Origin of the sequence: Actinophytocola sp. (assembly GCF_036555685.1) — a bacterium.
Taxonomy (GTDB): Bacteria; Actinomycetota; Actinomycetes; order Mycobacteriales; family Pseudonocardiaceae; genus Actinophytocola.
The window spans coordinates 38,559-49,275 of sequence record NZ_DATBKY010000239.1 but is presented as its reverse complement, the minus strand read 5'-3'; the positions used below and the strand labels follow the sequence as shown (position 1 = coordinate 49,275).

At 72.4% G+C, this 10,717-nt stretch carries 12 protein-coding genes; 5 read left to right on the top strand and 7 right to left on the bottom strand.

What is annotated here, in order from left to right:
- The 3 genes from VH969_RS24120 to VH969_RS24110 form a co-directional block, all read left to right on the top strand.
- A partial coding sequence (locus VH969_RS24120) for an ABC transporter ATP-binding protein (RefSeq protein WP_331978029.1) occupies positions 1-625 on the top strand: 625 nt, incomplete at its 5' end.
- 72 nt (positions 626-697) lie between these two features.
- Positions 698-1,486 carry an SDR family oxidoreductase gene (locus VH969_RS24115; protein WP_331978027.1) on the top strand — a complete coding sequence of 263 codons (789 nt, stop codon included), beginning with the start codon at positions 698-700 and terminating at the stop codon, positions 1,484-1,486.
- A 69-nt stretch (positions 1,487-1,555) separates the two neighbouring features.
- Positions 1,556-2,626, top strand: coding sequence for an NAD(P)H-dependent amine dehydrogenase family protein (locus tag VH969_RS24110; RefSeq protein WP_331978025.1), 1,071 nt, complete (start codon positions 1,556-1,558; stop codon positions 2,624-2,626).
- On the opposite strand, the gene lgt is transcribed toward VH969_RS24110, so the two are convergent.
- Positions 2,623-3,930, bottom strand: coding sequence for a prolipoprotein diacylglyceryl transferase (gene lgt, locus VH969_RS24105; RefSeq protein WP_414638607.1), 1,308 nt, complete (start codon positions 3,928-3,930; stop codon positions 2,623-2,625). The two genes, VH969_RS24110 and lgt, sit on opposite strands and share 4 nt — an antisense overlap.
- Before the next feature lie 15 nt (positions 3,931-3,945).
- On the opposite strand from lgt, the gene VH969_RS24100 reads away from it, so the two are divergent.
- Entirely contained in the window at positions 3,946-4,611 is a 666-nt protein-coding gene (locus VH969_RS24100) for a hypothetical protein (protein ID WP_331978021.1), read from the top strand.
- A 7-nt stretch (positions 4,612-4,618) separates the two neighbouring features.
- Here VH969_RS24100 and trpA read toward each other — a convergent pair whose 3' ends face one another.
- The 5 genes from trpA to VH969_RS24075 all read right to left on the bottom strand — a co-directional run bounded on the left by trpA (position 4,619) and on the right by VH969_RS24075 (position 9,661).
- Positions 4,619-5,410: a tryptophan synthase subunit alpha gene (gene trpA / locus VH969_RS24095; RefSeq protein WP_331978019.1), complete on the bottom strand. Its 792-nt coding sequence runs from the start codon at positions 5,408-5,410 to the stop codon at positions 4,619-4,621.
- Positions 5,411-5,425: 15 nt separating this feature from the next.
- Complete coding sequence (trpB, locus tag VH969_RS24090) at positions 5,426-6,634, bottom strand: tryptophan synthase subunit beta (protein WP_331978031.1); 1,209 nt, start codon at positions 6,632-6,634, stop codon at positions 5,426-5,428.
- Positions 6,635-6,693: 59 nt separating this feature from the next.
- The gene (gene trpC, locus VH969_RS24085; RefSeq protein WP_331978017.1) at positions 6,694-7,503 is read right to left on the bottom strand and encodes an indole-3-glycerol phosphate synthase TrpC; all 810 of its coding nucleotides are present in this window, start codon (positions 7,501-7,503) and stop codon (positions 6,694-6,696) included.
- Between the two features lie 144 nt (positions 7,504-7,647).
- On the bottom strand, positions 7,648-8,112 hold the full coding sequence (locus VH969_RS24080) for a Trp biosynthesis-associated membrane protein (protein WP_331978015.1): 465 nt from the start codon (positions 8,110-8,112) through the stop codon (positions 7,648-7,650).
- Between the two features lie 4 nt (positions 8,113-8,116).
- Complete coding sequence (locus tag VH969_RS24075; RefSeq protein WP_331978013.1) at positions 8,117-9,661, bottom strand: anthranilate synthase component I; 1,545 nt, start codon at positions 9,659-9,661, stop codon at positions 8,117-8,119.
- 98 nt (positions 9,662-9,759) lie between these two features.
- Here VH969_RS24075 and VH969_RS24070 point away from each other — a divergent pair, with 98 nt between their 5' ends.
- Positions 9,760-10,374: a TetR/AcrR family transcriptional regulator gene (locus VH969_RS24070; protein ID WP_331978011.1), complete on the top strand. Its 615-nt coding sequence runs from the start codon at positions 9,760-9,762 to the stop codon at positions 10,372-10,374.
- Here the strand turns inward: VH969_RS24070 and hisI are convergent.
- On the bottom strand, positions 10,367-10,708 hold the full coding sequence (gene hisI, locus VH969_RS24065) for a phosphoribosyl-AMP cyclohydrolase (RefSeq protein WP_331978009.1): 342 nt from the start codon (positions 10,706-10,708) through the stop codon (positions 10,367-10,369). The two genes, VH969_RS24070 and hisI, sit on opposite strands and share 8 nt — an antisense overlap.
- Positions 10,709-10,717 lie beyond the last annotated feature (9 nt).

Below are 10,717 nucleotides of genomic sequence, written 5' to 3'. Positions count from 1 at the left end.
CGACCCCGACGGCGAGATCCTGCTCGACGGCGAGCCGGCCGCGGCGCTCGCCAACCGCCGGCGGGCCCGGGCGATCGCGTATTCGCCGCAGACCCCGCAGCTGCCCGACCGGCTCACGGTGACCGACTACGTGTTGCTGGGCCGGACCCCGCACCTGGCGCCGCTGGCCCGCGAGCGCCGGGCGGACCTGGAGATCGTGGACCAGGTGCTGGAGCGGCTCGACCTGTCCTCGCTCGCCGGGCGCGCGCTGCACACGCTGTCCGGCGGCGAGCGCCAGCGAACCGTGCTCGCGCGGGTGCTCGCCCAGCAGGCCGGCCTGCTGCTGCTCGACGAGCCGACCACCGGCCTGGACATCGGGCACGCGCAGGTGCTGCTGGACCTCGTCGACCGCCTGCGCGCGGAAGAGGGCGCGACGGTGGTCAGCACGCTGCACGACCTGACGCTTTCCGCCCAGTACGCCGACCGCCTGCTGCTCCTCGACGGCGGCCGGGTGGTCGCCTCGGGTACACCGGAACAGGTTCTCACCCGCCCGATCATCGAACGCCACTACGCGGCGGCGGTGGAGGTTCTGACGACGGACAACGGCAACCTGGTCGTCACGCCGACGCGCAAGCCCCGGCGATAGCCGTCCGCCCGCGCCGGCGCGGACGGGATCGGCGGCCACCATCGCAAGGTAGAACGTGTTACATTTCTGCGCGTGATCCTGGATCGGTTTCTGCTCACCGACCACGTCGCCGTGGTGACCGGGGCCGGCCGCGGGATCGGGGCGGCGACCGCCGTGGCGCTCGCCGAAGCCGGCGCCGACGTGGTGATATCCGCGCGCACCAAGGCCGACCTCGACGAGGTCGCCGAGGTGGTCACCCAGGCCGGCCGGCGGGCGCTGCCGGTCGCCGCCGACCTGTCCGATGTGGACGCCGTGGCCGCGCTCGCCGAGGCCGCGCACCGGGAGTTCGGGCGGCTCGACGTCGTCGTCAACAACCTCGGCGGCACCTACCCGCGCCCGTTGCTCGACACCGAGACCGCCTTCCTCGAGGAGGCCTTCCGTTTCAACGTCTCCACCGCGCACGCCCTCACCAAGGCCGCCGTGCCGATCATGCTCGAAGGTGGCGGCGGCGCGGTCGTGAACGTGTCGTCGATCATGGGCCGGGTCAGCGGGCGCGGCTTCCTCGCCTACGGCACCGCGAAGGCCGCGCTCGCTCACCTGACGGAGCTGTCCGCGTACGACCTCGCGCCTCGCATCCGCGTCAACGCGGTCGCCGTCGGATCGGTGGCCACGTCCGCATTGGACATCGTGCTCACCAACGACGAGCTGCGCACCAAGATGGAGCAGGCCACTCCCCTGCGCCGCATCGGCACGGCCGAGGAGGTCGCGGCCACGACCCTGTTCCTCGCCTCGCCGGCCGGCGGCTACCTCACCGGCAAGGTGCTCGAGGTGGACGGCGGCCTGCAGGCACCGAACCTCGACCTGGGGCTGGCGGACCTGTGAACGGGAGCGGCGCGGCGTCCGCCGCCCACACGGAGGAAGACGGCGGGTAGCGGAGGAGCGAAGGGAACCATGACGCTGCGAGTCGTGCAGTGGAGCACCGGCAACGTGGGCCGGCACGCGATCGCCGGCATCGCGCGACGGCCCGACCTCGAGCTGGCGGGCGTCTGGGTGTCCACTCCGGACAAAGCCGGCCGGGACGCGGGTGAGCTCGCGGGCATCGGGCCGCTCGGCGTCACGGCCACGACCGACGCCGACGCGCTGCTCGCGCTCAAGCCGGACTGCGTCGTCTACACGGCGATGGCCGACGACCGCATCGTCGAGGCACTCGGCGACCTGGAGCGGATCCTCCGCGCGGGCGTCGACGTCGTGTCCAGCTCGCCGGTGTTCCTGCAGTACCCGGCGGGCGTGGTGCCCGACGAGATGGTCGAGCCGATCCGCCGCGCGGCCGCGGCCGGCGGCGCGTCGCTGTGGGTGAACGGCATCGATCCCGGCTTCGCCAACGACTGGCTGCCGCTGGTGCTCACCTCGGTGTGCGAGCGCATCGACGAGGTCCGCTGCCTCGAGATCCTCGACTACTCGACCTACGACAACGCCAAGGTGCTGTTCGACATCATGGGCTTCGGCAAGCCGCTCGACGACACCCCGATGCTGCTCATGCCGGGCATCCTGTCGCTGGCGTGGGGCAGCGTGGTGCGCCAGCTCGCGGCGGGGCTCGGCGTCGAGCTCGACGGTGTCGAGGAGACCGCCACGCGGCTGCCGGCACCGGAGGCGTTCGACATCTCGTCCGGGCGCATCGAGGCCGGCACCGCCGCCGCGCTGCGCTTCGAGGTACGCGGGATGCGCGGTGGCCGGGCGGTGTGCGTGCTGGAGCACGTGACGCGGCTGCGGCCCGACCTCGGCCTGGACTGGCCGCGACCGGCCGGGCAGGGCGGCTACCGCGTCGAGGTCACCGGGGAGCCGAACTACACGCTCGACCTGCGGCTGGTCGCCACGGACGGCGACCACAACACGGCCGGGCTCAAGGCCACCGCGATGCGGCTGGTGAACGCGATCCCGGCGGTCGTCGCGGCCAAGCCCGGCCTGCTGACCGCGCTGGACCTGCCGCTCGTGACCGGCCGCGGGCTGGTGTCCCGAGGCTAGGACTCCGAGCGGCTCGGCTCCTTGTCCGCATCCGCCTTCGCCGGTGACGCGTCCGCCTTCGCGTCCTCGGCCTTGGCCGGCGCCTCGGCGGCCTTCGCCTCCCCGGCCGGCTCGGACTCCGGCGACTCCGGCGACGACACGGACTCGTCCGGCTCCGACGAGGCGGACGAGTCCTCCGACGCCTTCGCGGGCGGCTCGGACCCGGCCGGCTTCGCGGCCTCGTCGTCCTCGGCCTCGGCGGGCTCGGCGGCCGACTCGTCCGCGTCCCCAGCCTCGTCCGCAGTCTCGTCCTCGGCCTCGTCCTCGGCCTCGTCCTCGGCCGGCTTCTCGGCGGACGGTTCCGTCTCGCCCTCGGCCGGTTCGGTGTCCGGCGGGACGTTGCCCTGGATCGCCGCCAGGTCCTCCCGCGGACCGCGCCGCTTGGCGAGTATCAGGTAGACCACCGCGCCGAGGAACACGAGCACCGAGACCCAGACGTTGACGCGCTGGCCGAACACTTGCGTGGCGGGATCGGTGCGCATCAGCTCGATCCACGTGCGGCCGGCCGTGTACCCGGCGACGTAGATCGCGAACGCGCGACCGTGGCCGAGCCGGAACCGCCGGTCCGCCCACACGACGAGCAGCGCGACCCCGATGTCCCACAGCAGCTCGTAGAGGAACGTCGGGTGCACGACCTGCACCGGGATGTGGTTGACCGCGACCCCGTTGAGGTTGTCCTCGGCGCCCGACTCGTTGATGCGCCGGTAGATCTCCAGGCCCCAGGGCAGGTCGGTCGGCCCGCCGAAGAGCTCCTGGTTGAAGTAGTTGCCGACGCGCCCGATGGCCTGCCCGACCGCGATGCCCGGCGCGATCGCGTCGGCGAACACCGGCAGCGGCACCTTCTTGACCCGGCAGCCGATCCACGCGCCGACCGCGCCGAGCGCGATGGCGCCCCAGATGCCGAGACCGCCGTCCCAGATCTTGAGCGCGTCGATCGGGTTGCGACCTTCGCCGAAGTAGCGGGCGTGGTCGGTGATGACGTGGTAGAGCCGCCCGCCGACCAGGCCGAACGGCACCGCGAACACGGCGATGTCGATGACCGTGCCGGGCGTGCCGCCGCGCGCGACCCAGCGCCGCTCGCCCCACCAGATGGCCACGATGATGCCGGCGATGATGCACAGCGCGTAGGCACGGATGGGGATGGGACCGAGCTCCCAAACACCACGGTCGGGGCTCGGAATGTTCGCCAGGAAGACACTGGACGCGACAGTCACGGGCGTCACCGTAACGGGCGATGGACCGAGCGGGTACAGAGGGTCGGCCATGGCAGGATCACGATCATGGTGTCCCGCGATGAAGTCGTGGCCTGGGCGGCCGGCCGCTTCGGCGACCGGCACGCGGAGACTCGAACCGTCGACGGCGGCTTCGCGTTCTGGGTCGACACGCAGCCGGACACCTACCACGACGGCTACCCCGAGACGATGGCCTACGGCAACGGGCCGGTGGTGATCGTCAAGGCGACCGGCGAGGTCTGGCACCTCGCGTCGAACCCCGCCACCATGCCTGTCCTCAACGCGCGGTCCGAGGCCGAGCTCGAGGAACTGCTGCGCGAGGCGAGCTACAACCCGGACATCCCGGACGAGATCCTCGGCGAGAGCCGCGCCGAGCCGCCCGACCCGGCCGCGCGGAAGATCGAGCACCCGCACCTGGTCCGGTGGCTGGCGTCGTTCGGCTGGGCGGAGCCCGCGTGCCGGATCACCGACCGGACCTTCGCGTTCGTAGTCGAGCCCACCCCGGCCATCGCGAACGGCAACGGCCCCATCTGTGTCGTCAAGCGCACCGCGGGCGTCTGGTACCTGGGCACCTCACCGGCCGTCCAGGCGGCCGTCCACCAGACCCGCACCGAGGCCGAGTTCTACGCCGCGCTTCGCCTCGTCATACCGGAGGCGGACCCGCGAGTGCCGCACGACCGCGTCCCGCCGCGGTTCGCCGACCCGTTCCGCTGACTGACGGCTACCGGGCCACGAGCGGCCGGCGAACGCCCTCCGCGAGCTCCGCGGCCAGCTCCCGCACCCCGGCGTCGTCCGCCGCCCGGGACACGAAGGCCGAACCGACCACGACGGCGTCCGCGAACCCCGCGACCTCCGCCGCCTGGTCGCCCGACCGCACGCCGAGCCCGACCGCGATCGGCAGGTCGCCGGCGTGCTCGCGAGCCCGGGCGACGAGCCCGGCGGCCGCGCCGCCGACCTTGTCCCGCGCGCCCGTCACGCCCATGACGGCCGTCGCGTACAGGAAGCCCGTCGTGGCCGACGCCGTCAGGGCCAGCCGCTCCGGGGTCGAGGACGGCGCCACGAGGAAGATCCGGTCCAGGTCATGTGCCTCCGACGCCGCGAGCCAGTCGGCCGCCTCGTCCGGGACCAGGTCGGGCGTGATCATGCCCAGCCCGCCGGCGGCCGCCAGGTCGCGCGCGAACCGGTCGACGCCGTACGCGTGGACCGGGTTCCAGTACGTCATGACCACTGCCTGCCCGCCGGCCGACGCGACGGACTCCACCACGCGGAACAGGTCGCGCAGCCGGAAGCCGCCCTTCAGCGCCTGGTCGGCGGCCGCCTGGATGGTCGGGCCGTCCATCACCGGGTCCGAGTACGGCACGCCGACCTCGACGATGTCGCAGCCGGCCGCGACCATCGCGGTCAGCCGCGTGGCCGAGTCGTCAACGGTGGGGTAGCCGGCCGGCAGGTAGCCGACGAGCGCCGCCCGCCCCTCCGCGCGCGTGCGGGCGAACACCGGGTCGAGCCGTGCCATCACTTCTCCACACAGTCACTTTTCAACGAAGCCGAAGTAGTCCGCCGCCGTGCCCATGTCCTTGTCGCCGCGCCCGGACAGGTTCACCAGGATCAGCCCGTCCGGCCCCAGCTCCGTGCCCAGCTGCAGCGCACCGGCCAGCGCGTGCGCCGACTCGATCGCGGGGATGATGCCCTCGGTGCGGGACAGCAGCTGGAAGGCGTTCATCGCCTCGGCATCGGTCACCGAGCGGTACTCCGCGCGGCCGGTGTCCTTGAGCCACGAGTGCTCCGGGCCAACGCCCGGGTAGTCCAGGCCGGCGGAGATCGAGTACGCCTCGATCGTCTGCCCGTCCTCGTCCTGCAGCAGGTAGGACAGCGCGCCGTGGAGCATGCCGGGCGTGCCCTCGCCCAGCGTGGCGCCGTGCTCGCCCGACTCGATGCCCTTGCCGCCCGGCTCGAAGCCGACCAGGCGCACGTCCGGGTCGTCGATGAAGCCGTGGAAGATGCCGATCGCGTTCGAGCCGCCGCCGACGCACGCGGCGACCACGTCCGGCAGCCGGCCCGCCTTCTCCAGGATCTGCTCGCGTGCCTCGTTGCCGATGACCTTGTGGAAGTTGCGCACCATGACCGGGAAGGGGTGCCCGCCGGCCGCCGTGCCCAGCAGGTAGTGGGTGGTCTCGACGTTGGTGACCCAGTCCCGCAGCGCCTCGTTGATCGCGTCCTTGAGCGTGCGCGAGCCGGTTTTCACCGGGATGACCTCGGCGCCGAGCAGCCGCATCCGGGCCACGTTGAGCGCCTGACGCTGGGTGTCGACCTCGCCCATGTAGACCACGCACTCGAGGCCCATGAGCGCGCACGCGGTCGCCGTGGCCACGCCGTGCTGGCCGGCACCGGTCTCCGCGATGACCCGCTTCTTGCCCATCCGCTTCGTGAGCAACGCCTGGCCGAGCACGTTGTTGATCTTGTGTGACCCGGTGTGGTTGAGGTCCTCGCGCTTGAGGAAGACGCGCGCGCCACCGGCGTGCTCGGCGAACCGCGGCGCCTCGGTGAGCAGCGACGGGCGGCCGGCATAGTCCTTGAGCAGGCGGTTCAGCTCGTCGACGAAGTCGGGGTCCACCCGTGCCTTGTCGTACTCGGCGGACAGCTCGTCCATCGCGCCGATCAGCGCCTCGGGCAGGAACCGCCCGCCGTACGGACCGAAGTGGCCGCGCCCATCCGGATCGTGCACAGTCGGATCGTGCACAGTCGGATCGTGCTCGCCGGGCTCGTGCTCGGTGCCGTCGTCGGGGGGGTCCTGCTCGGTCACCGGCTCGGCCTCGGGCACGCCGGGTGCGAGCCGGCGGTGACCAGCTGCACCAGCGCGGCCTTGGGGTCGGGGCTCGCGACCAGGCTCTCGCCGACGAGCACGGCGTCCGCGCCCGCGCCGGCGTGGGTCATGAGGTCACCGGGACCGCGCACGCCCGACTCGGCGATCTTGATGACGTCCAGCGGCAGGCCGGGGGCGATGCGGCCGAACACCTCGCGGTCGACCTCGAGGGTGTGCAGGTCGCGGGCGTTGATGCCGACCACAGTCGCGCCCGCCTCGAGCGCGCGGTCGGCCTCCTCGGCGGTGTGCACCTCGACGAGCGCGGTCATGCCGAGCGACTCGACCCGGTCCAGCAGCGCGACCAGCGCGTTCTGCTCCAGGGCGGCGACGATGAGCAGCACGAGGTCCGCGCCGTGCGCCCGGGCCTCGTGCACCTGGTACGGGCTGACCACGAAGTCCTTGCGCAGCAACGGAACGTCGACCACGGCGCGCACCGCGTCCAGGTCGGCGAGCGAGCCGCCGAAGCGGCGCCCTTCGGTGAGCACGCTGATGACCCGCGCGCCCGCGTCTGCGTAGTCCTTCGCCAGCGCGGCCGGGTCCGTGATCTGCGCCAGCTCGCCCTTCGACGGGCTGCGCCGCTTGACCTCCGCGATCACGCCGATGCCCGAGCCACGCAGGGCGGCCATGACGTCCTTCGGCGGCGGCGCCTTCGCGGCGAGCTCCTTCACCGCGTCGAACGGAAGCGCCGCCTCGCGCTCCGCGAGATCCTCGCGCACGCCTTCGATGATCGTCTCGAGAACACTCACAGGCCACACTCGCCGGCGCTGCACGGTCTCGGCGTTCTCGCCGTTTCCGATGTGTCGCAGGTGCATTCAGTCACCAGCCTTGCCCCTTCCCGCCAAAGGGATGCTAACCCCGCACCGTGCGGCGACTCGTTACCGGGTCCACGCTCAGCGGTCATCCTCGACGTTGCTCACGGTTGGATCTTCACCGTGGGACAGACCGTCCCACATGTCCTTGTCCCCATCCCCCGAAGCGCGTCGCGCGTTAGCCGACCGATACCGGGCGCCGAGCGTGGGCAGGCGCGCGGCGAGACGGATCACCACGATTCCCGCCACGACCAGCAAAACCGCGCCCAGCAGGGCGATCCAGCGTCCCCCACCGGTGCCACCCTCGGCGAGCACGGCCCAGCCCGCGAGCAGGCCGGCCAGCACCACGACCGCGCCGACCACCCGCCTGCCCCAGCCACCGACCGCGACCGTGCCCGCGAACCCGGCCAGCGCCACCAGCGCCACGCCCACGCCGAACCGCGGGGTGACGTCCGTGCCCCAGGTCAGGCGGGTCGAGCCCCACAGCGCGGCCGCCGCACCCGCCAGGAGCAGTGCGACTATCCACAGTGGAGCTCGCCGGGTCATCTGGTCACTCTTGCCCGGCCGCCGGGCGCATGGTCTGCGCGGTCGCGATCGCGGCGAGCACGGCGTTCGCCTTGTTCACGCACTCGGCGTCCTCGGCGTGCGGGTCGGAGTCGGCCACGATTCCCGCGCCGGCCTGCACGTAGGCGGTGCCGTCCCGCATGAGCGCGGTGCGGATGGCGATCGCGGTGTCGGCGTCACCGGCGAAGTCGAGGTAGCCCACGACCCCGCCGTAGAGCCCGCGCCGCGTCGGCTCGAGCTCCTCGATGAGCTCCATCGCCCGCGGCTTGGGCGCGCCGGAGAGCGTGCCGGCCGGGAAGCACGCGGCCACGGCGTCGAACGCGGTCTTCCCCTCGGCGAGGCGGCCCGTCACCGTGGACACGATGTGCATGACGTGGCTGTAGCGCTCGACCCGGAAGAAGTCGACGACGTGCACGGAGCCCGGGCGGCAGACGCGGCCGAGGTCGTTGCGCCCGAGGTCGACCAGCATGACGTGCTCGGCGCGCTCCTTCTCGTCGCTCAGCATTTCCTTCTCGAGGATCGCGTCCTCGTCGGGATCGACGCCACGCCGCCGGGTGCCCGCGATCGGATGCGTCGTGGCGACGCCGTCGCGGACGGTGACGAGGGACTCCGGGCTGGAGCCGACGATGTCGAAGCCGTCCAGGCGCAGCAGGTACATGTACGGGCTGGGGTTGGTGGTGCGCAGGACCCGGTAGACGTCGAGCGGGTCGGCCTCGGTCTCGATCTCGAAGCGCTGGGAGAGGACGACCTGGAAGCCCTCGCCCGCGCGGATGGCCTCCTTGGCGGTGCGCACGGCCGACGTGTAGTCCTCCTGCGTGCGCCGCCGCAGGTACTCGGGCTTGGTCTTGTCGAACACCGCGACGGTGGCCTCGGCACGGGTGTGCAGGTCGGCGGTCATCCGGTCCAGCCGGGCGACCGCGCCGTCGTACGCCTCGTCGACACGCGCGGCGGTGTCGTCCCAGTTCACGGCGTTGGCGATGAGCGTGATGGTGCCCTCGTGGTGGTCGACCGCGGCGAGGTCGGTGGCGAAGAGCATGGCGAGCTCGGGCAGCCGCAGGTCGTCCTCGGTGCGCTCGGGCAGGCGCTCGAGGCGGCGGACGGCGTCGTAGCCGATGAATCCGACCATGCCGCCGGTGAGCGGGGGCAGGCCGGGCAGCGGGTCGGTGTGCAGGATCTGGACGGTCTCGCGGAGGACGTCGAGCGGGTCGCCGTCGCTGGGCAGCCCCACCGGCCGGGTGCCCGCCCAGTGGGCGCCGCCGTCGCGCTCGGTGAGTACGGCGGAGCTGTCGACGCCGACGAACGACCAGCGCGACCAGGAGCGGCCGTTCTCCGCGGACTCGAGCAGGAAGGTGTTGGGCCGCCCCCGCGCGAGCTTGCGGTAGACGCCCACGGGCGTCTCGGCGTCGGCGAGCACCCGCCGCACGACCGGGATGACGCGCCGCTCGGTCGCCAGCTGGTGGAACTCCTCGCGCGTGGGACTGACCACGCCCAACCCGGACACGGCGGGCGCCGTGTCGATCACACTGACCATGTGGTCCATTGTCCCGCGCGCGTCATCGCCGCTCGGCAGGGCCCCGCTGGAATTCAAAGCATGTTGAAAAAGGTTCGGCCTTGACGCATGATGATGGGATGAGCAAGGCCGCGACGCAAGGGACCGCCCGCAGGCGGGGCCGCCGGCCGGGCGGTACGGACACGCGAGCCGCCCTGGTCGAGGCGGCCCGTGCGGTGTTCACCGAGCAGGGCTACGACGGCGCCACCGTCCGCGCGATCGCCGCTCGGGCCGATGTCGACGCGGCCATGGTCAACCACTGGTTCGGCGGCAAGGAGGGCCTGTTCGCCGAGGCCGTGCTCAAGCTGCCGTTCAGCCCGAAGACCCTGGTCGACCGGCTGCTCGACGGACCGGAGGAGGACGTCGGCGAGCGTATCGTGCGCACCTTCCTCACCACGTGGGACACCACGGGCGGCGGCGTGTTCACCGCGCTGATCCGCAGCATCACCAGCCACGAGCAGGCCGCACACGTGCTGCAGGACTTCCTGGTCAAGCACATCGTCGGGCGGGTGGTGAGCACGGTCGGCCCGGACCGGCAGGAGCTCCGGGCGACGCTGGTCGCCTCGCAGCTGGTCGGCATGGGCCTCATCCGCTACGTGGCCGAGTTCGAGCCGCTCGCGTCGACCGACATCGAGGCGATGGTCGCGGCGGTGGCACCGAACATCCAGCGCTACCTCACCGGCGACATCACGTGAGCAGCACGTCGTCGTCGAAGCACGTCGCCGCGCCGGTGTGACAGGCCGGCCCCTCCTGGTCCACGACGAGCAACACCGTGTCGCCGTCGCAGTCCAGGCGGACCTCGTGCACGTGCTGCGTGTGCCCCGAGCTCTCCCCCTTCTCCCACAGGCGGTTGCGGCTGCGGGAGAAGTACGTGGCGCGCCGGGTGGTCAGCGTGCGGTGCAGGGCCTCGTCGTTCATCCAGGCCACCATGAGGACCTCGCCGGTCCCCTTGCGCTGGGCGACCGCGCAGACGAGCCCGTCGGCGTCGCGCTTGAGCCGGGCGGCGACCGCCTCGTCCAAAGTGGTCACTGTCCCGCC

What these genes read in the sequence shown, in the direction of transcription:
- VH969_RS24110 (WP_331978025.1), top strand. Translation starts at nt 1,556, where the DNA reads ATGACGCTGCGAGTCGTGCAGTGGAGCACCGGCAACGTGGGCCGGCAC.
- lgt (WP_414638607.1), bottom strand. Translation starts at nt 3,930, where the DNA reads ATGGCCGACCCTCTGTACCCGCTCGGTCCATCGCCCGTTACGGTGACG.
- VH969_RS24100 (WP_331978021.1), top strand. Translation starts at nt 3,946, where the DNA reads ATGGTGTCCCGCGATGAAGTCGTGGCCTGGGCGGCCGGCCGCTTCGGC.
- trpA (WP_331978019.1), bottom strand. Translation starts at nt 5,410, where the DNA reads ATGGCACGGCTCGACCCGGTGTTCGCCCGCACGCGCGCGGAGGGGCGG.
- VH969_RS24080 (WP_331978015.1), bottom strand. Translation starts at nt 8,112, where the DNA reads ATGACCCGGCGAGCTCCACTGTGGATAGTCGCACTGCTCCTGGCGGGT.
- VH969_RS24075 (WP_331978013.1), bottom strand. Translation starts at nt 9,661, where the DNA reads ATGGTCAGTGTGATCGACACGGCGCCCGCCGTGTCCGGGTTGGGCGTG.
- VH969_RS24070 (WP_331978011.1), top strand. Translation starts at nt 9,760, where the DNA reads ATGAGCAAGGCCGCGACGCAAGGGACCGCCCGCAGGCGGGGCCGCCGG.